The organism is Bradyrhizobium hipponense, assembly GCF_008123965.1.
Lineage (GTDB): Bacteria > Pseudomonadota > Alphaproteobacteria > Rhizobiales > Xanthobacteraceae > Bradyrhizobium > Bradyrhizobium hipponense.
The window spans coordinates 1-24,874 of the sequence record NZ_VSTH01000140.1 but is presented as its reverse complement, the minus strand read 5'-3'; the positions used below and the strand labels follow the sequence as shown (position 1 = coordinate 24,874).

Sequence of the window (24,874 nt, the reverse complement as noted above, 5' to 3'; positions counted from 1 at the left end):
AAAACAGGATCTCGATATGAAGGCTATGTTGAAAGATGGGCTGCTCGCGGCTTTCGCTCTCGCGCTTTTCGTCGTCCCGGTTCGCGCCAGCGACGTCAAGGCCGGCGATCTCTTGATCTCGCAGGCCTGGAGCCGCGCTACGCCGAGCGGCGCAAAGGTCGCCGGCGGCTATCTCACGATCGAGAACAAGGGGGCTGCGCCGGACAAGCTGCTCAGCGTCTCGGCGGAGATCGCGGGCAAGGCCGATCTCCACGAGATGACGACGGAGAACGGTGTGATGAAAATGCGCCCACTGGACAAGGGTCTCGCAATCGAACCGGGCAAGACGGTGAAGTTCGCGCCAGGCGGCTACCATTTGATGCTTCAGGAGCTGAAAGCGCCGCTCAAGCAGGGCGACAAGGTGCCACTGACGCTAGAGTTCGAGAAGGCCGGGAAGGTTGCGGTGACCCTCGACGTCCAGAGCGTCGGTGCGCAGGCACCCGGCGATGCCGGCCACTCCGGCCACATGGAGATGAAGAAAATGCCGGATCATTCGGGAATGAAGATGTGACAAGCATGATCTGGACTTGCGGGAGACCAAACATGGCAAAGACATCCGGGCTCATTGTTCTGGGCGCACTTGCGGCAACACCGGCGAATGCGCACGTCTTCCTCGAGGCCAAGCAGGCCACGGTCGGAGGATCGTACAAGGCCGTCTTCGCCGTGCCGCATGGCTGCGCGGGCTCTCCCACGTTGAAGATACGCGTGCAGATCCCGGAGGGGGTGATAGCGGTGAAGCCGATGCCGAAGGCGGGCTGGAGCGTCGATGTGGTCGAAGGCAAATATGCCGGCGAATACGACTATCACGGCAACAAGCTCTCCTCCGGCGCCAAGGAGGTGACGTGGTCCGGCGGCAAGCTGCCGGACAAGAACTATGACGAGTTCGTCATGCACACCGTCCTGACCGAGACGCTCAAACCGAACACGACCCTGTATTTCCCGGTCGTCCAGGAGTGCGAGACCGGCGTCAGCCGATGGATCGAAATCCCGGCAGAGGGGGCAGGGAATTCGCACGAGGGCAAGTCGCCGGCACCTGGCGTGAAGCTGTTGCCAAAACCCTGATGCGCCTGCTCGCCGCGCTCGCGACGCTGCTCCTCGTTGTCGGTTTCGCGACGACAGCGTTGGCGCACGCGGCACTGGTGTCGGCTGAACCGGCGAGCGGCAGCATGCTTACGACAGCGCCGAAGGCGGTGGAGCTGCGCTTCAACGAGGCCGTGACGCCGGGCGCGATCCGGTTGATCGACGGCGCGGGCAGGGCACGGGACGATGCGCGCGTCAGAGCATCGGGCGAGACCATCTCGATCGCGATCCCTCCGGACCTACCGCAAGGGACGACGGTTGTGAGCTACCGCGTGATCTCGCAGGACGGCCATCCCATCGCGGGATCGGTGATCTTCTCGATTGGCACGCCGACGGCGACACAACCTGACGCGATGGCGGAGCGCGGGCTGAACGCGCTGATCTGGCTTGCGCGGATCGGTCTCTATCTCGGGCTCTTCGTCGGCGTCGGCGGCGTGTTCTTTGCGCGCTGGATTGCATGGTCGATGACGGGCACGACAGTGCCGAGCGTCGCGCTCGCGATTGGCCTTCCCAGCGCCGTTATCTCGCTCGGCGTGGTAGGTCTTGATCTCCTCGGCTTGCCGCTGAGGGCTCTCACAACTATTGCCCCCTGGAAGGTCGCATTCGCGACCAGCGCCGGTCCCGCCATGCTGGGCGCCATCGCCACGATGCTGTTCGCGATGATGGCGCTGCGCGGCCTGTGGTACGCGCGCGTACTTGCTGCCGTCGCGTTTGTCGGTGTCGGCCTGTCACTCGCGATGACCGGGCATGCCGCGACGGCGCCGCCCGAGGTGCTGACGCGGCCGGCGATCTTCCTCCACGGACTCGGTGTCGCCTTCTGGATCGGCGCATTGGCGCCGCTGGTTGCGGTTGTGTCTGAACCGACAGCAGCAACATTGCCGGTCGTGAACCGCTTCTCCCGTCTGGCCGTGCCGGTCGTCGGCATGCTGGCATTGACCGGCCTTGTGCTCGCGATCGTGCAGCTCGAAAAGTTGTCCGCGCTGGTTGAGACCAGATACGGCCTCATTCTCTCGATCAAGCTGGCGCTGGTCCTTACCCTGCTGGCCCTCGCTGCGATCAATCGCTTTCGCCTGACCCCGGCGCTGGCAAGCGATCACAAGACTGCGCCCGCATTGAAGCGCTCGATCCTGTGCGAATGCGCGATCGCGCTTGGCATCCTCGCTGTGGTTGCCGGCTGGCGCTTCACGCCGCCGCCGCGAACTATCGTTCCGGAGACGCCGCTCGCGATCCACATCCACACCGACAAGGCCATGTTCCAGGTCCTGGTGTCGCCGGGCAAAGCTGGTGTGGACGACTTCGTGCTCCAGCTCATGACCGGCGAGGCGATGCCGCTCGCGGTCAAGGAGGCGACGCTGACGCTGAGCCTGCCCGAGCGCGGCATCGAGCCGATCGAGCGCGCCGCCGAACTCGGACCGGATGGCTACTGGCACGTCGGCAAGGTCGAGCTTCCCTTTGCCGGCCGCTGGCATATGCGCATCGATGCGCTGGTGACCGATTTCGAGAAGATCACGCTGGAGGACGAGCTCGAGGTGGCGCCGCCCTAAAATCGCCTGGGCTGTCACCTCAAGTTGAACCTGAGGTCGACGGAAAAATGACAGGAATTTCGCTGCCTTAGCGGCTTTTCCTCAGTCCCGGTCTTGTATTTTCGCTCCCAATCCGGTTTCACTGCAAACCGTCGCTGATTCTTCGAGTATTGCCATGCGGTTGTCGCGGTTCTTTCTGCCAATCCTGAAGGAAAATCCGAAAGAGGCGGAGATCGTCTCGCATCGCCTGATGCTGCGCGCGGGCATGATCCGGCAGGAAGCTGCCGGCATCTATGCTTGGCTGCCGCTCGGCTTTCGTGTGCTCAAGAAGATCGAGCAGATCGTGCGCGAGGAGCAGGACCGCTCCGGCGCGCTGGAACTGTTGATGCCGACGCTCCAGCTCGCCGACCTCTGGCGCGAAAGCGGCCGCTACGACGCCTACGGCCCGGAGATGCTGCGTATCGCCGACCGCCACAAGCGCGAGCTGCTGTACGGGCCGACCAATGAGGAAATGATCACCGAGATCTTCCGCGCCTACGTGAAGTCCTACAAGAGCTTGCCGCTCAACCTCTATCATATTCAATGGAAATTCCGCGACGAGCAGCGTCCGCGCTTCGGCGTGATGCGCGGACGCGAATTCTTGATGAAGGACGCCTATTCCTTCGATCTCAACGAGGCGGCGGCACGCGTCGCCTACAACAAGATGTTCGTCGCCTATTTGCGCACCTTCACGCGAATGGGGCTGAAGGCGATCCCGATGCGCGCCGAGACCGGGCCGATCGGCGGCGATCTGAGCCACGAATTCATCGTGCTCGCCGAGACCGGTGAATCCGGCGTCTTCATTAATCGCGACGTGCTGGACCTGCCGGTGCCGGGCGAGGATGTGGACTATGAGGCCGATCTGACGGCGATCATCAAGCAGTGGACGTCGGTCTACGCTGCCACCGAGGACGTCCACGACGCCGCGCGGTTCGAGCAGGAAGTCCCCGAGGACAAGCGCCTGAACACCCGCGGCATCGAGGTCGGTCAGATCTTCTACTTCGGCACCAAATATTCCGAAGCGATGAAGGCGATGGTGGCCGGCCCCGACGGCGTCGAAGTGCCGATCCATGGCGGCTCCTACGGCGTCGGCGTCTCGCGCCTGCTCGGCGCCATCATCGAGGCCTGCCATGACGATGCCGGCATCAAATGGCCCGAAGCCGTGGCGCCGTTCCGCGCCGTGGTTCTGAACCTCAAGCAGGGCGATGCCGCCGTCGATGCGGCCTGCGAGAGGCTCTATGCTGAGCTCAGCGCCAAGGGCGTCGACGTGCTCTATGACGACACCGACCAGCGCGCCGGCGCCAAATTCGCCGCGGCCGACCTGATCGGCATCCCCTGGCAGATCATGATCGGGCCGAAGGGGCTCGCCGACGGCAAGATCGAGCTCAAGCGGCGCAGCGACGGCGCCCGCGAGACGATGTCGCCTTCGGACGTCGTCGCACGCCTGGTCGGCTGAATATTGTTCATCGCGCGATGTCGAGGCCGCCAATCCGGCCACATTTGACCCCGAATCATGGGATTATCGAGCGATGGATGAGACCATGACCGAAACCGCGAAAACCGCGCCTTTTGCGCCATTCGAGTGGATGCTGTCGGCGCGCTACTTACGGGCGCGCCGCAAGGAGGGATTCATCTCGGTCATTGCCGGGTTCTCCTTTCTCGGCATCATGCTGGGCGTGGCGACGCTGATCATCGTGATGGCCGTGATGAACGGCTTCCGGAAGGAGCTGCTCGACAAGATTTTGGGCCTCAACGGCCATATCCTGGTCCAGCCGCTGGAATCGCCGCTGACCGATTGGAAGGACGTGGCCGAGCGGATCAGCCAACTCGAGGGCATCCGGCTCGCAGCCCCCGTGGTCGACGGCCAGGCGCTGGCGTCCTCGCCGTGGAATGCCTCGGGCGTGCTGGTGCGCGGCATCCGCTCCGACGACCTCAACAACCTCACTTCGATCGCCAAGAACATCAAGCAGGGCTCGCTCGACGGCTTTGACGAGGGCCAGGGCGTCGCGATCGGCCGCCGTTTGGCCGACCAATTGTCGCTGCATGCCGGCGACAGCGTCACGCTGGTGGCGCCGAAGGGCGCGGTCACGCCGATGGGCACGACGCCGCGCATCAAGCCTTACAAGATCGTCGCCGTGTTCGAGATCGGCATGTCCGAATATGATCTCGGCTTCGTCTTCATGCCGCTTGCGGAAGCGCAAGCCTATTTCAACCGCAGCAGCGACGTCACCTCGATCGAGGTGTTCACCACCAATCCCGATCGCATCGACGCGTTCCGCAAGGCGGTGACGGAGGCGGCAGGCCGGCCGGTGTTCCTGGTCGACTGGCGCCAGCGCAATTCCACCTTCTTCAACGCGCTCCAGGTCGAGCGCAATGTGATGTTCCTGATCCTGACCATGATCGTTCTGGTCGCGGCGCTCAACATCGTCTCCGGCCTGATCATGCTGGTGAAGGACAAGGGCAGCGACATCGCGATCCTGCGCACGATGGGCGCCTCGCAAGGCTCGATCATGCGGATCTTCCTGATCACGGGCGCCTCGATCGGCGTGGTCGGCACGCTGGTCGGCTTCTTCGTTGGGCTCGTGATCTGCCTCAACATCGAATCGATCCGGCAATTCCTGTCCTGGCTGACCAGCACCGAGCTGTTTTCGCCGGAGCTTTATTTCCTGTCGAAACTGCCCGCCGAGATCGACATCGGCGAGACCACGGCGGTCGTCATCATGGCACTGACGCTGTCGTTCCTTGCGACGCTCTATCCGTCCTGGCGCGCCGCGCGCCTCGATCCTGTCGAAGCGCTGCGGTACGAGTGAGGGGTTGATGGAGCAGCACGGGGCTGAAGATGTACCGGTCATTTATCTCCACGAGATAAAGCGGCAGTACTTGCAGGGCGAGGCGACGCTGACGATCCTGGACGGCGCCAAGCTCGCGCTGTGGGCCGGGCAGTCGGTCGCGCTGGTGGCGCCGTCGGGCTCGGGCAAGTCGACGCTGCTGCATATTGCGGGCCTGCTCGAAGCCCCCGATTCCGGCGAGGTCTATGTCGGTGGCGTGCCGACCTCGCAACTGCCCGACATCGAGCGCACGCAGCTGCGCCGCACCGATATCGGCTTTGTCTACCAGTCGCACCGGCTGCTGCCGGAGTTCTCGGCGCTGGAGAACGTCATGATGCCGCAGATGATCCGCGGCCTGAAGAAGTCCGAGAGCGTCAAGCGCGCCAAGGAGATCCTGGGCTATCTCGGGCTCGGCGACCGCATCACGCATCGTCCGGCCGAGCTGTCCGGCGGCGAGCAGCAGCGCGTCGCGATCGCGCGCGCGGTGGCGAATGCGCCGCGGGTGCTGTTCGCGGACGAGCCGACCGGCAACCTCGATCCGCACACCGCGGACCACGTCTTCCAGGCCCTGATGCAGCTCGTGAAGGCGACCCAGGTCTCGATGCTGATCGCCACCCACAACATGGAACTCGCCGGCCGCATGGACCGCCGCGTGTCACTGTCAGACGGCCAGGTGATCGAGCTCGAATAAGAAACGCGAAAACAACCCCATGCACAGTAGCTGGCCTCTGCCGGCGACGATCGGGGTGAGGTGCTCCAGCGCTTTGATATCTCCGGCAAACCCGCTGCGGCGGCGCATCGCCGCAGCGGCCGGGAGATTACGGCCTGATCACCGTTAATTTGAACGGCCCGGCATGGGTCGCGGCATGCGCCACCGCCTCGTTGGCATGGTCGAGGTCGAAGGCCTTTGCCTCATATTCGTCCAGCCGCAACAGCCCGGATCGCACCAGCGCGATCAGGCGGCTGGCCGCATCCGGCGGATACATCCAGACGCCGTGGATGCTGATGCAGTTGCGCATGATCCAGGGGTAGGGCAGCTCGAGGCCCGGGCCGCCGGCCATGCCGACCCCGCCCATCAGCGCGACGCGGCCATAGGGACGCACCGTCATGATCGCGGCGCACGGACGGCGGCATGATATCGAGCACGCAATCGATTGGCCCCGGCGCCGCGCGCTTCATGCTCTCGCGATCGTCGTTCTCATTGCCGGAGAGCTTGACCGGCCTCACCCGGCTGCCGAAGCGGCGGACGAGATCGGCGAGAATGCGTTCGTTGCGGCCTGGCGCCACTACGCAGGCCGCGCCCATCGCGAGCGCGACCGATACCGCCGCGCTGCCGAAATTGCCGGTGGCGCCGCTCACCAGCACGGTCTCGCCGGGCTGAAGGTTGGCGGCGAGGAAGCCGCCATAGGGCACCAGCAGCGTCCCCAGCGCGCACCATTGCGTGGCTTCCCCGGACGTGATCGCACCGAGGCGTTTGACGTTCTCGGTCGGCACCCGCATTTGCTCGGCAAACGAGCCGTGGCGAAAGTGCTTTTGCAGGAGCAAGCCGCCCGTACCAGCGGCAGTCAGTCCTTGCAGGGCGATGTCGGGCGCAACGGCGTCATCGCGCGAACGCACCGTGGGGTCGCAGAACACCCAGTCGCCGATCGCAAGCTTGGTTGCGTCCGGGCCGATCGCACGCACCCGGCCGATGCCGCCCGGGCCCGGGATGATCGGCAGATCGAGCGCATAGTTGCGCACCCCGCTGAAGACCTCGTTCATGTAGGACAGCACGCGGGTCGCGACGACATCGACGATGACCTCGCCGGTGCCAAGCACCGGTTCGGGAGCATCCTCGATTGCGAGCGGCGATCCAAGGGATTTCAGTACTGCGGCTTTCATGGTGTCCACCTCATGTTCGGGTGAGGCCCACATATGCTGCCCTTGAACGGGCAAGAAGGCCTGGTACTATCCTAGTATTAGGTGGACCCTCCATCGGCGGGAGCAAAGCATGGCCGACCCACGACGCGTCGAGTTCGGGGACTTCCTCAGGTCCCGCCGCGAAAAGCTGTCGCCCAAGGTCGTCGGCCTGCCCGCCGGCCAGCGGCGGCGCACCACGGGCCTGCGCCGCGAGGAAGTGGCGCAGCTCGCCGGCATCGGCGTCGACTGGTACATCCGGCTCGAGCAGGGCCGCACCGTCAGCCCGTCCATCACCACTGTCGACGCGCTGGCCCGTGCGCTGCGCCTCAGCAAGACCGAGCATGCCCATCTCAAGGCGCTGGCGCGCGACGGTGACAAGCGTGCATTCACGCGCGAAACCGTGCCGCCGTCGATCCTGCGGTTGATCGAGAGCCTCGATCATCCGGCCTACATCACGGGCCGGCGCTGGGATGTGCTGGCGTGGAACGCGGCCGCGGAGGCGGTGTTTGCGTTCGGGCGGCTGCCCGAGGAGGATCGCAACACGATGCTCCTGATGATGACCAACAAGCAGACGCGCAAGGCCTACGGTGCAGCCTGGGCGGACGTGGCCAAGCGCATGGTGGCGATGTTTCGCACCACCCACGACGTCTGGGCCGGCGATCCCGCCTTCGCGGACCTGCTGGCGCGGCTGCGGCAGGGCAGCCCGGAATTCGTCAAATGGTGGGAAGCGCACGAGATCCGCAGCACCGCCTCGGGCCTCAAGACCATGTCTCATCCCACTCTCGGCGTGCTGCATTTCGAGCACACGAGTTTTCAGGCCAATGACGATCCGGCGCTGAAGCTTGTGATCTACACGCCGGTGAAGGGGGAGAGGAACACGAAGACCGGCCATGGACCCGACGGCTGAGCGGGAACGCGGCGATACGGCCAAGACACAACCGGACCCGGCAGGGCGGAAGGCGTTTCCGTCATCCTCTGGAAAATGTGACTTCGCCATTAAGCCGCGGCGGGTAGGCAGAATCTGCGTCCTCGTGCGCCACAGCAAAGAGAGGCTTCTCAACTACCAACTTTCCTGAACTGGATTAAGCTGAAAGAGCCGATCCCAGTCGTCCCGACCAAAGCGAATCCGTTCAAGACGGCCAGCCTGCAGTACTCAGCTTCCGTTCGCTCGCAGCCGCCGGGTCCGCGCAGCATGTTGAGGTCGCTCATGACGCAGGAGCGGTCTTGGGGGTCCGTCGTGACAGACTCCGGCATGATCCGCTCAATCACGACCAGCGCTCCGCCAGAGGGCAGCGCGTTCCAGCAATTCTTCAGGATGGTCTCGCAACGGTCGTCCTTCCAATTGTGGAGGATGCTCTTCATCAGGATCGTGTCGGCGCCGCCTGGGACCGCTTCAAAGAAGCTGCCGGCGACGAACCGGCAGCGCCCTGCGATGCCAAGCCGATCAAAGTGCGCACGCGCCTCTGCTTCGCAGCGTGCAAGATCAAAGGCGATTCCTTGAAGGTGCGGGTTGTGGCGCAGTACGCCCCCGATCAACTCGCCGGTGCCGCCGCCCAGATCCATGACAATGCGCGCTGCAGCGAAGTCGTAGGCTGTAACGATTTTTGGAACGAGAGTCCGTGTGAGACTGACCATCGCAGCGTTGAATAGACGAGTCGATTGCGGCGTATTGCTCATCGCGGCATAGCGATCGTCGCCATCTCCGCGCAGCTGGGCCGCGGTCTTTCCGGTACGAACTGATTCGACTAATCCACTCCAGGATTGCAGGAGCATCTCGCCCTCGAAAAGAACCCAGTCCTTCAATGACGGATCGGCAATCTCGTCGAGCCGGCGGCCGAGGTCGGTCATGGCAAACCGGTCTCTGTCGACATGTCTGCAGAGGCCAAGCGTCGTCAGGCCGACGAGCAGCCTGCGCAGCGCACTTTCATCGGCATCTACGAGCCTCGCGAGCTCAGCCGCTGATTTTGCGTCGGCACCGATGGCCTCGGCAAGGTTGAGCTTCGCCGCTGCATAAATCAGCGCGGTGATGCGGTGCGACTGCACGAGATCGTAGACGGATACTGGCTGGTCCATGTGTTTCCTCCGATGCGTATCAGGACCCACTTCAATCGGTTGGGACGAACCCCGTCGCCTCTACGATCGCCTTCCACCGCTCGGATTCGAACGCGATCAGGCGGGCAAAGTCACCCATCGCGATCGCGTCAGGCTCGACGGCCAGCTTTGCCATGCCGGACTTGACCTCATTGGTGAGCATGGCCGCCTGGATCGCAGCATTGAGCTTTTCGACGACAGGCGCGGGCGTCCTGGCCGGAACGAAAAACGCATACCATGTGAGGTCCTCGAGCGACGGATATCCAGCTTCCCGCACCGTCGGCACGGCAGGAACAAACGAGCAGCGGCGCGGGCCGGTAGTCACCAGTGCACGAAGATCTCCGGACCGGACGAGACCAAGTGAGCTCCCGACCGGCAGGATCGCCGACGCGATCTCGCCCTTGACCAGATCCTGAATCGCGCCATTGCCCTGATAGGGCACGTGCAAAAAATCGAATCCCGCGGTGCGCGCCACTGTCGCGCCGAGGAAATGCAGCGTGGTTCCGGCGCCCGCCGTGCCGTAGGTGGCGAGCTTCGGGTTAGCGCGGCACCAGCCGACAAACTCCGCCATCGTCGTTACGTCCGCCGGCACCTTTGGGCCAACCGTCAGTAATGTCGGGGTCGAGGCCGCGGTTGACACAGGCGTGAAATCCCGCGGCTGATATCTCAGCGTCTTGTAAACGTGCGGAAACAGCATCATGAAGCCAAGCGGAGCGAACAGCATCGTCGATCCGTCGGCGTCGGCGGTTTTCACTGCCTCCACCGCGATGCGACCTGCCGCACCGGGCCGGGTCTCCACCACGATCGTTTCGGCATAGTCGTTCATCTGGGCAGCAATGAGCCGCGCCAGCGCGTCTTGCAGACCGGGCGTGAAGCCGGTCAGAATGTGCACGGTTTTTGCGAGCGGCTGTGCGCGCGCCCGTGGCACGAGGCACGCGGCGGAAATCGCGACACCGGACGCCGACACGGTCAATACATCACGACGCGTGATCATCACTTGTCTCCCTGATCCATCTTAATGTGTCCGGGCAGGTTCTATCTTCGGATGTACCACACCAGGGATGGACGGGCTTGATCGACGGCTTACTTTTTCCTTATCGACAGCTTATCCTTGGCACGGGCATCGGATTTTGCGGATGGACCGCGGTCGCGGGGAAGTGGCTTGCGCTATTTCTTTGAAAACTTTTCTCTCGACACCGACCGGCGCGAGCTGCGTCGCGGGACGGATGTGCTCGCGATCGCGCCGCAGGTGTTCGACCTGCTGGACTATCTGATCCATAATCGGGAACGCGTCGTTAGCAAGGACGACCTGATCAACGCCATCTGGCAGGGCCGCGCTGTCTCGGAGGTTGCTCTGACCACGCGCCTCAATGCGCTGCGGAAGGCGATTGGCGATTCCGGAGACGAACAGCGCTTCATCAAGACCTTTCCACGCAAGGGTGTACGCTTCGTGGCTCCCGTGCGCGAAGCGCCCGGGCAGACGACAGCGACTATCACGAGCAGCCTGCCAAGCCCGGTCCCTGGCAAGCCGTCGCTCATCGTTCTGCCTTTCGCCAATCTGAGCCCTGCTTCTGAGCAGGATTATTTCGTCGACGGCGTGACGGAGAGCCTGACCACAGACTTGTCGCGGTTGGCCGGCATCTTCGTCGTCGGTCGCAACACCGCCTTCACGTTCAAGGGAAAGCATGTCGATCTGAAGCAGATCGGCCGCGAGCTCGGCGTTCGTTATGTCCTCGAGGGGGCGGTGCAGCGAGGCGGCAGCCGAATGCGCATCAACGTCCAGCTCATCGATGCCGAGACCGGCAACCACCTCTGGGCCGAACGCTTCGACAAGCCGATCGCCGATCTCTTCGACATGCAGGACGAAATCGGCGCCCGTCTTGCCAATCAGCTGGAAACGGAGCTGGTCTCGGCGGAGGCGCGGCGCGCGGCACGAGCGCCGCATCCGGATTCGATGGACCTCTATTTCCTGGGCATGGCGAGCGTGAACCGCGGATCGGACCCTGCGAACCTGGCGCAGGCGCGACGGTTCTTCGAACACGCTCTCTGCCGAGACCCGACGAACCTTGAAGCTATGGTCGGCATGGCATTCGTCGATACCACGCGGGCTACGTCCATGTTGATCGACCGGACGGCGCCCCTGCAGGTAGTCGAATCGTCCTTGGCCAAGATATTTGCCCACACGCCCAACCACGCGATGGCGCATTGCCTGATGGGCGTCGTCCAGATTTTCACCAAACGCGCCGCTCAGGGCATTGCCGAATGTGAGCGGTCTTTGGAGCTGGATCGGAATCTGGCCACTGCTCATGCGTGGATCGGACTTGGCAAGTGCAATCTCGGTCGGGCAGAGGAGACCGAAGCCTGCGTCATGGAAGCATTCCGGCTCTCTCCGCGGGACAACAGGGCCTTTTCCTGGATGAACACGGCGGGCGTAGCGCAGTCATATCTTGGTCTCGATGAGGCGGCTGTTCGCTGGTTCAACCGCTCCATCGAAACCAACCGGAATATTGCCCCGTTCGTCTATTTCTACCTCGCCGCCACATTGGCTCATCTCGGTCAGACCGAGGAGGCGCGGGCTTACGTGCAGGCGGGAATCATCCTCGCTCCTACTTTCAGCATCGCCCAATTCCACGCCAGTTCGCCAACTGACCATCCGATCTGCCTCGCGCAGCGAGCTCGCATTGCCGAGGGCCTACGCAAGGCAGGACTTCCCGAGGAGTGAATGGCGAGCCCAGCAGGCAAGGCGGAGGTATCGCTTCGCAAGCTTCTGTTGCTGCCCAACTCAGATCTCAGGAGCACGGCGGACCTCCTGCAGCTGTGAGCACGCAGCTTAGTTGGCGCGCCCTCCCATCCGACCCTGGGCGTGCTGCATTTTTGAGCATACGAGCTTCCAGGCCAACGACGATCCGGCGCTGAAGCTGGTGATCTACACGCCGCTGGTGGTAAGCGGCACCAAAGTGGGTGCCTGAGGAAAACTGACAGATCGTCGCGATTACGCGCAAATCCTGCGCGGGTGCTCTAGGTCCGCTCGAAGGTGTCGACATTGGTTGTCACGGCGCGCCACCAGTTCACGGGTTTGAGCTTTGCGGGATCGCCCTCACTGGCGGCGCTCAGCGCCTGATCGGCGACCACGAACCAGGCCGTTTCCATTTTCCCATGGCGCAACAGTCCCGTGTACGAAACAACCCGGTCGCCGGTGGCAGACGAGCCTACGGCGACAAAGCCAATACAATTGCCCCTGTGAAACCCGATGACGGGAACTGCTTGCCCATAAAAGCCGCTGTCTTCGAGCGCGGTTTCGAAATTGCCCTCGATGCGGCCCTCCGCATCGCTGGTGATGCGCAAGATTGAGCCGAATTGATTTTGCCAATTGCCGACCCACGCCATACCGGTGCTCCCAAGATCACTCGCTCGGCTGGACACTCAGGCGACGCAATCGGCGCAGCTCCCTCGATGCGTCCTCGATCAAGTTCTGAGCGGCTTCGCGCTCCTGCCCAACGATGAATCCTGCTGCAAAAGCCAGGGCGCGCCGATTTGGGGGAGGCGCCGCTAACGCTGCCTCGGTCGCCAACGCGCGATGCGCCATGAAATCGTTCAACGATCCCAAGGCGGACTGAATCCGTTTCAGCCGGTCGGATAGGCCAGCGAGCTCGTTCTGGTCGCGATTGCGGTAGAGGCTTCCGAAGAACTCGATCGCATACCGGATCTTCTTGATCCTGATCCGCAATTTGTGGCGCTGTCCCGGATCGAGATCGCTCAGCTGCCTGCCTTGCTTTCGCGCCTTCTTCAACCGCCGGTCGAGCACTGCCGCGGCGTAGGCAGCGATCGTCCGATCATCAGCGCTGCGGGGGCGTTCGGATTCGATCCACTCGGCCGCATCAATCAAAAGACGGCGGTGGCGGGCCGAATCAACCGCGTCACGGGCGCGCCGGAAGGCGGCCAACCGCTGCCCGGAGAACTTCTTGAAGATCGCGCGGGCCCCACGTTTCGGGACGTCCTGGCCGGCGATCCGCTGAATGCTCTCGTTCAGAAAAACGTCGATTTCTCGCGCCGGCGCAAGTTCGCCCGTGAGCCATCTGAGCTCAGCCTTGATCCGGGCCGTGCTCGCGCGCGGCAGGATATCGTCGAAGAGGGAGATGGCCGCCCGCAACCGCCGCAGGCCGACGCGCATTTGATGGACGCCCTCGGAATCCATGTTGCGCACTGGATCGGCGTTGGCGGTGATGTGCCGAAGTGTCGAATGCGCGATTACGCGGAAGGCATCTCGCGGTGAAAGCTCGTGCTTCAGCCAGATCGGCTCGGCACGTTGCGCGCCGTCGCCTTCTCGCGCCAGGAGCCGGTAGCCTTGCTCGGATTTCGAGCGCAGATCGAGCTCGGCAGCGGTCTTGCGCTCGATGTCTCGCGCCAAACGAAACAGATCTGCGACATGTCCAGACTTCAACTCCAGTTCAAGCTCGGCGATAGATCGCGAGCGGCGGCCGGCACCGATCCGGCCGCGGTCGACCGCGAGCTCGATCTGGCTACTCCGGACCCGCCGTATCTCCGCCGTCCGATGCACGTCGGTCTGAAACACCGGTTTGAGCTTGCGAGGGAGTTTTTTGGTGGCCACGCCGTCGAGCGCTGTGTTCCTCGCTTGCTTGAGGTCGGGCTTTGCGCCGCTGACCTCATGCTCCCATTCGCCACGCGTCACGCTCCCCGAGCCGCTCGCTTTCACGGTTTGGACGTAGCGGCCATCGACCTTGCGGACCCGAAGCGTGAGGCCATTTCGCTTGAGCTTGTGCTTGCTCGTATCATAGTAATTTGACACGAGCGCCTGCTCCGACCGATCGCGCCGTCTGCTGCCGCTGCGCAAGATGGATGCCAGCTTTCGTGGCGCAACCTGGAACTTGAGTTCCGTTTCTGCGTTCATTGCGCGTGCTTCCGTCACTCGATTTCAGAAGTGGCGCGATGGAGAGAAGTTCCGAGCCGGCCAGCATTGCGGTTCGTTGCGAAGGCCGTGAGGCGGTCATGGAAACATCACGGAACCTCGTGCGTAAACGGTCGATTGATGGATGCATCTCATCGATCGGAGAAGGCCCTCGCGAGTAGCGGGCGCGTGTCCATCAAATCTGGCCGGCTGCAAATCTGGCCGGCTGCAAGTCTTCCTTGCAGCGTGCCGCGAAGGCCATGAGACCTCTCCGATCTCTTCGGCAAAAGCGTCAGTGGGCTCGATATCTTGCGCGCTCATGTTGGGCGCATAAACCGGCCGGCCCTCGATCATGATCGGCGGCGCACGAGATCAGATGAACAAAGCCCGGCGCGTCTTGTCATTGTCCTATCATCTCACCCAGCAGGCCCGTGAGTTCGGCCATGGGATATGGCTTTTGCAGATAGCGCCCGCCCTCCGGCAGATCGTCGTCTCGCAATTTGACCTTACCGGAAGTGGCGATGATCCTGATCGGTGGCCAACGGAAGCTGATGAGGTGGGCGAGCTTCAGGCCGTCGATTGAACCTGGCATCTGAACATCGGTAAAGACCGCACGAATATCGACCCGTTTTTCGAGTATCGAGATTGCTTCGATTGCGCTTCCGGCCTCGATAACGTCAAACCCCGCGGCCTGGAGGGCTTCAGTTGCCGTCCACCGCAGCAGAATATCGTCCTCGACAACGAGCACGAGGGGAGGAGTGCAGGCGCGATGCTGCATGACGTGGCTTCCTCGGCAATATCGCAGGATGCGCCCTATGCCCGCTTTCCCGGACAGATGCGCTTCACCCTGTTCCTTCGTCGGGTACCGGACAAAGGCGGTGCTGTAAGGCGAACGACGAATTCCGTCGTTCGTTCCGGCCAAGAGGCAAATTTATGGCCGATTTGGAATTATTTGTCTCAATCGGCGCCGCGGTGCCTGGTTTGCCGGCAATGGCAGCCAAAATGGTCGTGTATCGTACATATAGAGGCCGTGGAGGCAAATAGATCACACCTGCGCGCCAGAGAGTGCTATATTTTCCGGGTTATCCGTCGAGAGAGCCAAGGGCAGGCCAAAGACGGGTATCGGACCGACAAGGGTTTGTGCCGATCCTAGTGTCAGGCAAATACCCCGCGGAGCGCCCCCTCGGAGCGCGCAATCTTTCCCCTGCGGTACCCATGCCCGACCGATCGGGCCGAAAGCCGCAGTTGCACGCACCTTCGCCTAGTTCGCTGGATAACAAGCTACTTGCGTTGTTGCCGCGCAGGGATTTCGATGCGCTCGAACCGCATTTGGTGACGAGGTCGATGGCGCAGGGCGACGTCGTCTATGAGGCCGGCGCCGAGGTCGATCACGTTTATTTCCCTCACAACGGCATGGTTTCGATGCTCGCGGTGATGCGGGACGGCAAGGCAATCGAAACCGCGACGGTCGGGCGCGAGGGCGTGGTCGGTGCCATGGCCGGACTGGGTTTGTATACGTCACTCGTTCGCGTGGTGGTCCAGTTGCCGCTTCAGTGCAGCAAGATCGCGGCGGCGCCATTCCGGAAGGCGGTCAGCGCCAGCGATGCGCTTCGCGATGTCTGCGTGCGCTACAACGAGGTCATGTTGACACAGGCTCGCGTCACGGCCGCCTGCAATGCGCTGCATCAGATCGACGAGCGCTTCTGCCGCTGGCTGCTGCAATCTTCCGATCGCGCCGCGAGCGACACTGTCAGCCTAACCCAGGAACTGCTCGCAGAAATGCTCGGCGTCCGCAGGACGTCCGTGACCGAAGTCGCGCGCAAGATGCAAGACAAAGGCGTGATCACATATGCGCGCGGCGTCATCAAAATCCTGGATCGAGACGCATTGAAACAGCTGTCCTGCGAGTGTTACGAGACCCTCGTGGAGCAGGAGGCGACCCTCACCTAATTCGACCTACTCAGGCGGCTCCAACTCACCGTCGGTCCCGGCTGCGGCGGGCGGCGATACCGGGGGATCGGCGGCCAGTCGCCTGGTTTCGATATGCCCGCACGTGATGCACTCGAAAGTTCTGTCTTCAATACCATCGGCATCGAGGACGACGTCGGTGCTGATCATTCGCATCTGACACTTGGGGCACCGCGGACGTATCGGCAACAGCTCGGGATCGGGCTTCGGCATTGATGGCCTTAGCCTCGAGTTCCAATTTCACGGAATGCCGCCGCGACCCGCTGCATTGTCTCCGGCGTTCCCCGACGCTCGAGCCAGAGCAGCCCCATCGCCAATTGCCTCAGATCGTTTCTGGCATGCCCAACCGGCAATTTTCGTGCTCTGCGGAGCGCATCCGCGGCATGTCTCACAAGCGGCGAAGGTGCGACTGCGTCGGGTTTGCCGGTGGACATGGCGGTTACCTATCGACAGATAAAAAAAATGTTCATGGCGGCCGCAGTCTCAAGCTGCAGTCTCAAGCTGCATGATCTTTTCGCGCAGACACTCTCGTTCAGGACCATCTGAAAGCCGAGAGGGCTGCGCCTCAAGACGCTCTTTGTGATGCGGCAATATAGCTTTCGTAAGTATGCGGTTCGGATCGGTGTTTCATGACAACTCATTCGCGCGGATCTGGCGGCGGATGGGCACGGAAGAAATCTAGCGCTACCGATCGTTGGACGTCTGTTCGCTACCCGACTTGTCGGCAGCATTTTTCCGGTTGCATTGCGCAAGCGGGCACGATGAACGCGAGGCGGGCGCGGCCCACCTAGCGCGGTGACGAGCGCAAGCGCAAATGTGGCGACAATGGGGGCGGCAAACAGTGCGCGCATTTCGATTCCGCAATCACGCGATTGTGCGCGCGACGTTGTTACGCGCGCATGCTGGGTATGTCGTGTGGTCGCTATGGAATGCATGAAAACTCTTGTTTCAAAGGGTTTCCAGCGCGCGCTGCTAAACGTTCGTTAATGAAGCGCGAGCCTTTGGAGCGGACTGTTGCGTCGAGGTTACAGCAATTCCGTCGATCGCTGGTAAGACGGCGCCACGGCCCGGGGGCCTACTGAAGAAACTGGAACGGGAATCAAATGAACAAGAATCTGTTGCTTGCCGCTGTGAGCCTCGTCGCGCTGAGCGCCGCGGCACCGGCGCTGGCAGCTGACCTCGCCGCACGTCCCTACACCAAGGCGCCGGCGATGGTTGCTGCGATCTATGACTGGAGCGGCTTCTATATCGGCATCAACGGTGGCGGCGCTTCCGCGCGCAGCACCTGGGATGCGGTTGGCTTTGGTCGCGAAGGCTCCCACGATGCGACCGGCGGCACGGTTGGTGGCCAGATCGGCTATCGCTGGCAGTCCGGCCAGTGGGTGTTCGGCGTCGAAGGTCAGGGCAACTGGGCCGACTTCAGCGGCGACAACCTCAGCTCGCTGTTCGCGACCCGTAACCGCTCGAAGATCGACTCGTTCGGTCTGATCACCGGTCAGGTCGGTTATGCCTGGAACAACGTCCTTGTCTACGCCAAGGGCGGTGCTGCTGTGGTCGGTGCCAAGTACGAAGTCTTCGACGCCGCCTCCGGCGCGCTGCTGGGCTCGAACGATCAGACCCGTTGGGGTGGCACGATCGGTGCCGGCCTCGAGTACGGCTTCGCGCCGAACTGGTCGCTTGGCATCGAGTACAACCACATCTTCCTGCAGGATAAGGACGTCACGTTCGCGCTGGTGCCGTCGACCGATCGCATCCGTCAGGACGTCGACATGGGCCTCGTGCGCCTGAACTACAAGTTCGGCGCCGGCCAGATGCTCGGTCGCTACTGAGATTAATCGCTCCATTCGAGCGGTTGACGAAAGCCCCGGCCTTGCGCCGGGGCTTTTTTGTTGTTCGGGTTCAGCGAGTTAACTATCGCGCTGCGAGATGGTTGAGATTGCTTGACTCCTGAGAACGAAATGAGAACAATGTTCTTCATACGTTCCAGCCAAGGGAGCAAGCCATGTTCAGGATTTTCGTGGAAGAGGCCGCCGCACTGGCGTCGATCACGCTGTTCGTCGGGATGATCGCGATCTGGGCCCAGGTGCTTCCGCAGCTCTAGGGGCGGCTTAGTGCTGCTTGTGAGCGCCCCCTTGGGGAAAAGCGGGATGGCGCGGCCGATCGGCCGCTCCGGCGTGGACTCTGGCGCGGCGACGCCGCACCATTATGAGGCGAGTCGGCCGGGCGAGTGCAGGATGCCTCCGCTGCCGGCTACGCTCCATCTCATCTGCAAGAGGCCGTCACGCGACCATGCCGAGCGCCGGATTTGTCCACCTTCACGTTCACTCGGCCTATTCGCTGCTCAAGGGCTCGATCAAAATCGCCAAGCTCGCCGAGTTGGCGAAGAAGGACCACCAGCCGGCCTTAGCGCTGACCGACACCGACAATATGTTCGGTGCGCTGGAGTTCTCCGACAAGATGGCGGGCTCCGGGATCCAGCCGATTGTCGGCTGCGAACTTGCGATCGATTTCGGCGACCAGGATCCTAATGCGCGCAACGCGCTTCTGCCGTCGCGTGTGGTGTTGCTGGCAGCGCAGGAGCGCGGCTATCGCAGCCTGATGCGGCTGAACTCGCGCGCGTTCCTGGAGACTCCCGACACCCATGCCCCCCACATCAAGTTCGACTGGCTCGAAGGCGAGACCGAAGGCCTGATCGCGCTCACCGGCGGGCCGGACGGGCCGATCTCGCTGGCGCTGCAAGGGGGCCATTCCGAGCTTGCGGCCGCGCGCTGCGAGCGCCTCATCAGTTTGTTCGGCGACCGCCTCTATGTTGAGTTGCAGCGCCATGGCCTCGACAAGGAGCGGCGCATCGAGAGCGGGCTGGTCGACCTCGCCTATGCGAAGGGCCTGCCGCTGGTCGCGACCAACGAGCCGTATTTCGCCGCGGCCGACGACTACGAGGCGCATGACGCGCTGCTCTGCATCGCCGGCGGGCGGCTGATCGCGGAGACCGAGCGCGAGCAGCTCACGCCCGATCACCGCTTCAAGACGCGCTCCGAGATGGCGGTGCTGTTCGCCGACATTCCGGAGGCGCTGGCTTCCACCGTCGAGATCGCCGAGCGCTGCTCGTTCCGTCCGATGACGCGCAAGCCGATCCTGCCGTTCTTCACCGTCGGTGCCGCGTCGAGCTCGGATGCCGCCGCGGTCGAGGCGGCCGAATTGAAGCGGCAGGCGGAGGAGGGACTCGCCAACCGCCTTCGCGTGCACGGCCTGTCGCAGGGCTCGACGGAGGAGGACTACAACAAGCGCCTGGCGTTCGAGCTCGACGTCATCATGCGCATGAAGTACGCCGGCTACTTCCTGATCGTGTCCGACTTCATCAAATGGGCGAAGGGGCAGGGCATCCCGGTCGGGCCGGGCCGTGGCTCCGGCGCAGGCTCTGTGGTCGCCTGGGCGCTGACCATCACCGACCTTGACCCGATCAAGTTCGGCCTGCTGTTCGAGCGCTTCCTCAATCCGGAACGCGTCTCGATGCCGGACTTCGACATCGACTTCTGCCAGGACCGCCGCGGCGAGGTGATCCAGTACGTCCAGCAGCGCTATGGCCGCGACCAGGTGGCGCAGATCATCACCTTCGGTACGCTGCAGGCGCGCGGCGTGCTGCGCGACGTCGGTCGCGTGCTGCAGATGCCGTACGGCCAGGTCGACAAGCTGACCAAGCTGGTGCCGCAGAATCCGGCCGCACCGGTGACGCTGGCCGCCGCGATCGAGAGCGAGCCGAAGCTGCAGGCGTTTCGCGACGAAGACCCGGTGGTGGCGCGCGCCTTCGACATCGCGCAGCGCCTCGAAGGCCTGACGCGGCATGCCTCCACCCACGCGGCCGGCATCGTGATCGGCGATCGCCCCCTGAGCGAACTGGTGCCGCTCTACCGCGATCCCAAATCCGACATGCCGGTGACCCAGTTCAACATGAAATGGGTCGAACCGGCCGGCCTCGTCAAGTTCGACTTCCTCGGCCTGAAGACGCTGACCGTGCTCGATGTCGCGATCAAGCTGCTCAAGCCGCGCAATATCCACGTCGATCTCGCGACGCTGCCGATCGACGATGCCGAAAGCTACCAGATGCTGGCGCGCGGCGACGTGGTCGGCGTGTTCCAGGTTGAAAGCCAGGGCATGCGGCGAGCGCTGATCGACATGCGCCCCGACCGTTTCGAGGACATCATCGCGTTGGTTGCGCTGTATCGCCCGGGTCCGATGGCAAACATCCCGACCTATTGCGCGCGCAAGCACGGCGACGAGGAGCCGGAATATCTGCATCCCGTGCTGGAGCCGATCCTGAAGGAGACCTTCGGCGTCATCATCTACCAGGAACAGGTGATGCAGATCGCGCAGGTGATGTCGGGCTATTCGCTCGGCGACGCCGACCTGTTGCGGCGCGCCATGGGCAAGAAGATCCGCTCCGAGATGGAGAAGCAGCGCGAGATCTTCGTCGCCGGCGCGGTGAAGAACGGCGTGCCGAAGGGGCAGGCCGATACCATCTTCGAGCTCTTGGCGAAGTTCGCCGACTACGGCTTCAACAAGAGCCACGCGGCGGCCTACGCGCTGGTGTCCTACCACACCGCCTACATGAAGGCGCATTACCCGGTGGAGTTCATCGCGGCGTCGATGACGCTCGATCTCAACAATACTGACAAGCTTTCGGAATTCCGCTCCGAGGCGCAGCGCCTCGGCATCAAGGTCGAGCCGCCGAATATCAACCGCTCCGGCGCGACCTTCGAGGTCGGCGACAAGACCATCTACTACGCGCTCGCCGCTTTGAAGGGCGTCGGCATTGCGGCCGTCGAGCAGATCATCGCGGAGCGGACCAAGAATGGCCCGTTCACTTCGCTTGCCGATTTTGCCGCACGCGTCAATCCGCGCGCGATCAACAAGCGCATCATCGAGAGCCTGGCTGCCGCCGGCGCCTTCGACACGCTTGAGCCCAGCCGCGCGCGCGTCTTTGTCGGCGCCGATGCGGTGCTCGCCGCCTGCCAGCGCTCCCATGAAGCTGCGACCATCGGCCAGAACGACATGTTCGGCGGCGCCGCCGACGCGCCGACCATCATGCTGCCGCAGGTCGAGCCGTGGCTGCCGGCCGAGCGGCTGCGGCGCGAATACGACGCCATCGGCTTCTTCCTGTCGGGCCATCCGCTCGACGATTATGCCACCGTCCTGAAGCGGCTGCGGGTGCAGAGCTGGGCGGAGTTTTCGCGCGCGGTAAAGACCGGCGCCACCGCCGGCAAGGTCGCGGCCACCGTGGTGTCGCGCATGGAGCGGCGGACCAAGACCGGCAACAAGATGGGCATCATGGGCCTGTCCGATCCGACCGGCCATTTCGAGGCGGTGCTGTTCTCCGAGGGCCTTGCGCAATATCGCGACGTGCTGGAGCCGGGCGCCGCGGTACTGCTCCAACTCGGCGCTGAGTTGCAGGGTGAGGACGTTCGGGCCCGCGTGCTGCACGCCGAACCGCTGGATGACGCGGCCGCCAAGACCCAGAAGGGCCTGCGCATCTTCGTGCGCGATACCAAGCCGCTGGACTCGATCGCCAAGCGTCTCGCCGGACCCGATATGGCGGCCTCGAACGGCGCTGCGGCAAAAGTCGGCAGCGCAGGCGCCGCGCCGCGCTCCAACGGCGATGGCGAGGTCTCGCTGGTGATGATGCTCGATCTCGAGACCGAGGTGGAGATGAAGCTGCCCGGCCGTTTCAAGGTCTCGCCGCAGATCGCGGGCGCCATCAAGGCGGTCGCGGGCGTCGTGGACGTGCAGCAGCTGTAACCGCATCGCTGCGCGTTGCCGGCTGTCGATCATTCGACAAAGTAGCCATCTCGGAACAGTTGCAACCTTCCGCTGTTTTTGGCCAGCGTGCCGTTGCCGTTGGTGCCATGCTGGTGGGGTGTGTCAGCGATCAGGTCGGAACCGACTTTGCATCGGTGTCGCGAAAGGTGCTGACTTGAAGCTGACGACAGGTACGCTTCGGTCATGCCGCTGCCTCAATCCCAGCCTCTCGTTCAACTGCCGTTCAGCCGGCCGCGCGTTTCATGCGTGGTGGCACCTCAACAATAAAACTGGGCAAGCAAGCCATGCGTGGGACTTACAAGGCTTTCCTCTGCTTCCTCTTGCCGATCCTGCTTCTTGCCGCAGGCGCGCTCGCGCCGGCGCGCGCCCAGCAGCAGGAAAAGCGCATCGCGCTCGTGGTCGGCAACGGCGCCTATGCCAAGTCCGCGCTGGCGACGACGGCGAACGATGCCGGCCTGATCGCGCAGACGCTGCAGGCGGCGGGCTTCGACGTGGTCGGAGCACGCGATCTCGACGGCGACACGCTGCGCAAGAGTTTTCGCGACTTCATCCAGAAGGCGCAAGCCTCGGGCCCGGGCACCGTCGCGATGATCTATCTGGCCGGCTACGGCATCCAGCTCGCCGGCGAGAACTATTTCATCCCGGTTGATTCCAACATCGCGCGCGACACCGACGTTCCGACCGAAGGCTTGCGCGTCAGCGATTATCTCCGCCAGCTCGCCGCCCTTCCGCTCAAAGCCAACATCGTCGTGCTCGATGCGGCGCGCGCGCAGCCCTTCATCGAGGGCGGCCAGCAGATCGCGAGCGGGCTGGCGCTGGTCGAGCCCGACTCGAATATGCTGATCGCCTTCAACGCGGCACCCGGCACCGTCGCGCCTGAAGAGCCCGGACCTTACGGCATCTATGCGCAGTCGCTGGCCGAGATGATCCGCACCGGCGGCCTGTCGCTGCCGGAGGTGTTCGACCGCGTTCGCCTGCGCGTCAACGAGGCCAGCAAGGGCGCGCAGGTGCCCTGGAACGAGCAGAAGGTCACCGCGCAATTCTCGTTCTTCGAGCGCGGGCCCGATGCGCCGCCGCCGCAGTCCACGCCGGACCAGGTCGCGGCGATCCGCAACAAGCCGATCCGGGATCTCGGCGCGCAGGATGCCTATGCGGCCGCGCTCGAGCGCGACACGCTGCCGGTCTACGAAGAGTTTCTCGCCGCCTATCCGAATGATCCCCTGTCGAAGCGCGTCATGGCGATTGTTGCAGCGCGGCGCGAGGCGATCACCTGGCGGCGGACCTATCGAAATGACACGCCGGAAGCCTATTGGTCGTATCTGCGTCGCTATCCGCGCGGTCCGCATGCGGCCGACGCGCGCCGACGCCTGGCGATCCTGACCGCGCCGGTCGAGCCGCCACCGAGCTTTGCGATGATCGACTATGACGTGCCGCCGCCGCCGCCGGAGGAGGTGGTCTACGTCGATCGTCCGGTGCTGTACTTCAGCGACCCTGATTTCGGCTTCGCGCCGCCACCGCCGCCGCCGATCTACTTCTGCCCGCCGCCGCCGCCGGACTTCGTCGTGCTGCCGCCGCCGCTGCCCGTGGACGGCCTGTTCGTGCTGCCGCAACCGGTGTTCGTGCCGATCCCGGTGTTCGTCAGGCCGCCGCTCTATGTCGCGCCGCCGCCGAACAACATCATCTATCAGAACATCCACAATACGACGGTCATCAACACCGTGATCAACCGGCCGCCGGCACCGCCGGCGCCAGCAGGGTCGGGCCCCGCACCGGGCAATCTCGCCCCGGCCATCGCCGGCCGCGCCAACCCTGTAGGTCCGGCGGTGCCGCAGGCAGTGGTGCAGCGTGCCGCCCTGATCCAGCAGGGCAAGGCGCCGATGCCACCGAGTGCCGCGATCAATCCGGCGGCGCGGCCCGGGACGCTGCCCGCGACGCCGGCTACCGTCGCACCCGGTGCGCCGATGCCGGGCCAACAGAAGCTGCCGCAGGCCCACACGCTGCCAGCGCCCGGTACGCCGGCGACTCCAGGGGCAGGGCCGACGCCACCTTCGGCCGCAGCTCCGAATGGCAAGCCGGCCCCGACGGCAACCGCGCCTGCGGCCAACGCGCCGCCGGTGCAGGCCAACGCGCCCGCAGCGGCTCCCGCGCCAGGGCAGCCGAACGCACACGCACTTCCGGTTCCCGGTGCGCATGGAACGCCGCCGGTGCCCGGTCGGACCGGTCCGCCGCCGTCCGCGGCCCATACGCCTGGTGGTCAGGCTCCCGGTGGCCAAGCTCCTGTTGGCCAAGCTCCTGGCGGCAAGCCTGCGCCAAATGCGCCGGCACCGACCGCTGCCGCGCCGGCCATCGCAACGCCGCCGGCCCCTGGAAGGCCGCCTGGACCAGGTCACGCCGTCGCGCCGCCTCCAGCGTCTGCGACCGCCAAGCCGGCCGTGACCTCGGTCAAACCGGCGGCTCCTCCGCCGCCACCGCCAGTGGCCCGGCAGCAAGTGAGGCCCGAACCGCCGCGCGCCGCGGCTCCGCCGCCGCGTCCGCAGGTCACGGCACGCCCCGCGCCGGCGCCGCCGCCGCCGCGGGCAGCCCCACCGCCTCCGCCGCGGATGGCTGCGCCGCCGCCACCTCGCCCGGCACCGCCGCCGGTTGCGGCCGCCCGGCCAGCCCCGCCGCCAGTGGCAAGACCAGCGCCT

19 protein-coding genes and 1 pseudogene are annotated in these 24,874 nt (G+C 64.1%); 12 read left to right on the top strand and 8 right to left on the bottom strand.

Features of this window, described 5'->3' with window-relative positions; translation table 11 throughout:
• Positions 1-16: 16 nt before the first annotated feature.
• The 6 genes from FXV83_RS33695 (at position 17) to FXV83_RS33670 (ending at position 6,200) form a co-directional block, all read left to right on the top strand.
• The gene (locus tag FXV83_RS33695) at positions 17-550 is read left to right on the top strand and encodes a copper chaperone PCu(A)C (RefSeq protein WP_148743871.1); all 534 of its coding nucleotides are present in this window, start codon (positions 17-19) and stop codon (positions 548-550) included.
• Positions 551-582: 32 nt separating this feature from the next.
• Positions 583-1,101 carry a YcnI family copper-binding membrane protein gene (locus FXV83_RS33690; protein ID WP_187436348.1) on the top strand — a complete coding sequence of 173 codons (519 nt, stop codon included), beginning with the start codon at positions 583-585 and terminating at the stop codon, positions 1,099-1,101.
• Positions 1,101-2,663 (top strand): copper resistance CopC/CopD family protein, encoded by a 1,563-nt coding sequence (locus FXV83_RS33685; protein WP_187436347.1) that lies wholly within the window; start codon positions 1,101-1,103, stop codon positions 2,661-2,663. Before FXV83_RS33690 ends, FXV83_RS33685 begins: the two co-directional genes overlap by 1 nt.
• Positions 2,664-2,817: 154 nt before the next feature.
• A complete protein-coding gene (gene proS / locus FXV83_RS33680) occupies positions 2,818-4,137 on the top strand; it encodes a proline--tRNA ligase (protein WP_148743868.1) in 1,320 nt (439 codons plus the stop codon).
• Positions 4,138-4,210: 73 nt separating this feature from the next.
• Positions 4,211-5,491, top strand: coding sequence for a lipoprotein-releasing ABC transporter permease subunit (locus FXV83_RS33675; protein ID WP_148743867.1), 1,281 nt, complete (start codon positions 4,211-4,213; stop codon positions 5,489-5,491).
• A gap of 7 nt (positions 5,492-5,498) precedes the next feature.
• Positions 5,499-6,200, top strand: a complete 702-nt coding sequence (locus FXV83_RS33670; protein ID WP_187436346.1) for an ABC transporter ATP-binding protein — start codon at positions 5,499-5,501, stop codon at positions 6,198-6,200.
• Positions 6,201-6,327: 127 nt separating this feature from the next.
• Here the strand turns inward: FXV83_RS33670 and FXV83_RS33665 are convergent.
• Positions 6,328-7,390, bottom strand: a pseudogene (locus tag FXV83_RS33665) (zinc-binding dehydrogenase).
• Positions 7,391-7,499: 109 nt separating this feature from the next.
• Between FXV83_RS33665 and FXV83_RS33660 the strand changes: the two are divergent.
• Positions 7,500-8,315 carry a helix-turn-helix transcriptional regulator gene (locus FXV83_RS33660; RefSeq protein WP_148743865.1) on the top strand — a complete coding sequence of 272 codons (816 nt, stop codon included), beginning with the start codon at positions 7,500-7,502 and terminating at the stop codon, positions 8,313-8,315.
• A gap of 149 nt (positions 8,316-8,464) precedes the next feature.
• Here the strand turns inward: FXV83_RS33660 and FXV83_RS33655 are convergent, their stop codons facing one another.
• Both FXV83_RS33655 and FXV83_RS33650 read right to left on the bottom strand, forming a co-directional pair.
• Positions 8,465-9,481, bottom strand: a complete 1,017-nt coding sequence (locus FXV83_RS33655; protein WP_148743864.1) for a methyltransferase — start codon at positions 9,479-9,481, stop codon at positions 8,465-8,467.
• A 31-nt stretch (positions 9,482-9,512) separates the two neighbouring features.
• Positions 9,513-10,493, bottom strand: coding sequence for a Bug family tripartite tricarboxylate transporter substrate binding protein (locus FXV83_RS33650; RefSeq protein WP_148743863.1), 981 nt, complete (start codon positions 10,491-10,493; stop codon positions 9,513-9,515).
• Positions 10,494-10,661: 168 nt separating this feature from the next.
• On the opposite strand from FXV83_RS33650, the gene FXV83_RS33645 reads away from it, so the two are divergent.
• Positions 10,662-12,221, top strand: a complete 1,560-nt coding sequence (locus FXV83_RS33645; protein WP_148743862.1) for a winged helix-turn-helix domain-containing protein — start codon at positions 10,662-10,664, stop codon at positions 12,219-12,221.
• Between the two features lie 296 nt (positions 12,222-12,517).
• Here the strand turns inward: FXV83_RS33645 and FXV83_RS33635 are convergent, their stop codons facing one another.
• The 3 genes from FXV83_RS33635 to FXV83_RS33625 all read right to left on the bottom strand — a co-directional run bounded on the left by FXV83_RS33635 (position 12,518) and on the right by FXV83_RS33625 (position 15,183).
• Positions 12,518-12,886, bottom strand: coding sequence for an avidin/streptavidin family protein (locus FXV83_RS33635; RefSeq protein ID WP_148743861.1), 369 nt, complete (start codon positions 12,884-12,886; stop codon positions 12,518-12,520).
• A 16-nt stretch (positions 12,887-12,902) separates the two neighbouring features.
• Positions 12,903-14,408, bottom strand: a complete 1,506-nt coding sequence (locus FXV83_RS33630) for a CYTH and CHAD domain-containing protein (RefSeq protein ID WP_148743860.1) — start codon at positions 14,406-14,408, stop codon at positions 12,903-12,905.
• A 397-nt stretch (positions 14,409-14,805) separates the two neighbouring features.
• Positions 14,806-15,183, bottom strand: coding sequence for a response regulator (locus FXV83_RS33625; protein ID WP_148743859.1), 378 nt, complete (start codon positions 15,181-15,183; stop codon positions 14,806-14,808).
• Between the two features lie 566 nt (positions 15,184-15,749).
• On the opposite strand from FXV83_RS33625, the gene FXV83_RS33620 reads away from it, so the two are divergent.
• The gene (locus tag FXV83_RS33620; protein ID WP_235940378.1) at positions 15,750-16,355 is read left to right on the top strand and encodes a Crp/Fnr family transcriptional regulator; all 606 of its coding nucleotides are present in this window, start codon (positions 15,750-15,752) and stop codon (positions 16,353-16,355) included.
• A gap of 6 nt (positions 16,356-16,361) precedes the next feature.
• On the opposite strand, the gene FXV83_RS43195 is transcribed toward FXV83_RS33620, so the two are convergent.
• Positions 16,362-16,523 carry a hypothetical protein gene (locus FXV83_RS43195; protein WP_187436345.1) on the bottom strand — a complete coding sequence of 54 codons (162 nt, stop codon included), beginning with the start codon at positions 16,521-16,523 and terminating at the stop codon, positions 16,362-16,364.
• Between the two features lie 953 nt (positions 16,524-17,476).
• On the opposite strand from FXV83_RS43195, the gene FXV83_RS33615 reads away from it, so the two are divergent.
• Together FXV83_RS33615 and dnaE are read left to right on the top strand one after the other, a co-directional pair.
• A complete protein-coding gene (locus tag FXV83_RS33615; protein WP_148743857.1) occupies positions 17,477-18,202 on the top strand; it encodes an outer membrane protein in 726 nt (241 codons plus the stop codon).
• A 460-nt stretch (positions 18,203-18,662) separates the two neighbouring features.
• Entirely contained in the window at positions 18,663-22,166 is a 3,504-nt protein-coding gene (dnaE, locus tag FXV83_RS33610; protein ID WP_148743856.1) for a DNA polymerase III subunit alpha, read from the top strand.
• Between the two features lie 29 nt (positions 22,167-22,195).
• Here dnaE and FXV83_RS43190 read toward each other — a convergent pair whose 3' ends face one another.
• Complete coding sequence (locus FXV83_RS43190) at positions 22,196-22,372, bottom strand: hypothetical protein (RefSeq protein ID WP_187436344.1); 177 nt, start codon at positions 22,370-22,372, stop codon at positions 22,196-22,198.
• Between the two features lie 99 nt (positions 22,373-22,471).
• Between FXV83_RS43190 and FXV83_RS33605 the strand changes: the two genes are divergently transcribed.
• Positions 22,472-24,874 (top strand): caspase family protein (locus tag FXV83_RS33605; protein ID WP_148743855.1); only part of this gene is annotated, 2,403 nt, incomplete at its 3' end.

Excerpts from the sequence above, each read along its gene's own strand:
- FXV83_RS33690 (WP_187436348.1), top strand. The coding sequence starts at position 583 with ATGGCAAAGACATCCGGGCTCATTGTTCTGGGCGCACTTGCGGCAACA.
- FXV83_RS33660 (WP_148743865.1), top strand. The coding sequence starts at position 7,500 with ATGGCCGACCCACGACGCGTCGAGTTCGGGGACTTCCTCAGGTCCCGC.
- FXV83_RS43190 (WP_187436344.1), bottom strand. The coding sequence starts at position 22,372 with ATGACCGAAGCGTACCTGTCGTCAGCTTCAAGTCAGCACCTTTCGCGA.
- FXV83_RS33675 (WP_148743867.1), top strand. The coding sequence starts at position 4,211 with ATGGATGAGACCATGACCGAAACCGCGAAAACCGCGCCTTTTGCGCCA.
- FXV83_RS33625 (WP_148743859.1), bottom strand. The coding sequence starts at position 15,183 with ATGCAGCATCGCGCCTGCACTCCTCCCCTCGTGCTCGTTGTCGAGGAC.
- FXV83_RS33630 (WP_148743860.1), bottom strand. The coding sequence starts at position 14,408 with ATGAACGCAGAAACGGAACTCAAGTTCCAGGTTGCGCCACGAAAGCTG.
- FXV83_RS43195 (WP_187436345.1), bottom strand. The coding sequence starts at position 16,523 with ATGATCAGCACCGACGTCGTCCTCGATGCCGATGGTATTGAAGACAGA.
- FXV83_RS33670 (WP_187436346.1), top strand. The coding sequence starts at position 5,499 with ATGGAGCAGCACGGGGCTGAAGATGTACCGGTCATTTATCTCCACGAG.
- FXV83_RS33655 (WP_148743864.1), bottom strand. The coding sequence starts at position 9,481 with ATGGACCAGCCAGTATCCGTCTACGATCTCGTGCAGTCGCACCGCATC.
- FXV83_RS33620 (WP_235940378.1), top strand. The coding sequence starts at position 15,750 with ATGGCGCAGGGCGACGTCGTCTATGAGGCCGGCGCCGAGGTCGATCAC.
- FXV83_RS33695 (WP_148743871.1), top strand. The coding sequence starts at position 17 with ATGAAGGCTATGTTGAAAGATGGGCTGCTCGCGGCTTTCGCTCTCGCG.
- FXV83_RS33615 (WP_148743857.1), top strand. The coding sequence starts at position 17,477 with ATGAACAAGAATCTGTTGCTTGCCGCTGTGAGCCTCGTCGCGCTGAGC.
- FXV83_RS33685 (WP_187436347.1), top strand. The coding sequence starts at position 1,101 with ATGCGCCTGCTCGCCGCGCTCGCGACGCTGCTCCTCGTTGTCGGTTTC.
- proS (WP_148743868.1), top strand. The coding sequence starts at position 2,818 with ATGCGGTTGTCGCGGTTCTTTCTGCCAATCCTGAAGGAAAATCCGAAA.
- dnaE (WP_148743856.1), top strand. The coding sequence starts at position 18,663 with ATGCCGAGCGCCGGATTTGTCCACCTTCACGTTCACTCGGCCTATTCG.
- FXV83_RS33635 (WP_148743861.1), bottom strand. The coding sequence starts at position 12,886 with ATGGCGTGGGTCGGCAATTGGCAAAATCAATTCGGCTCAATCTTGCGC.
- FXV83_RS33650 (WP_148743863.1), bottom strand. The coding sequence starts at position 10,493 with ATGATCACGCGTCGTGATGTATTGACCGTGTCGGCGTCCGGTGTCGCG.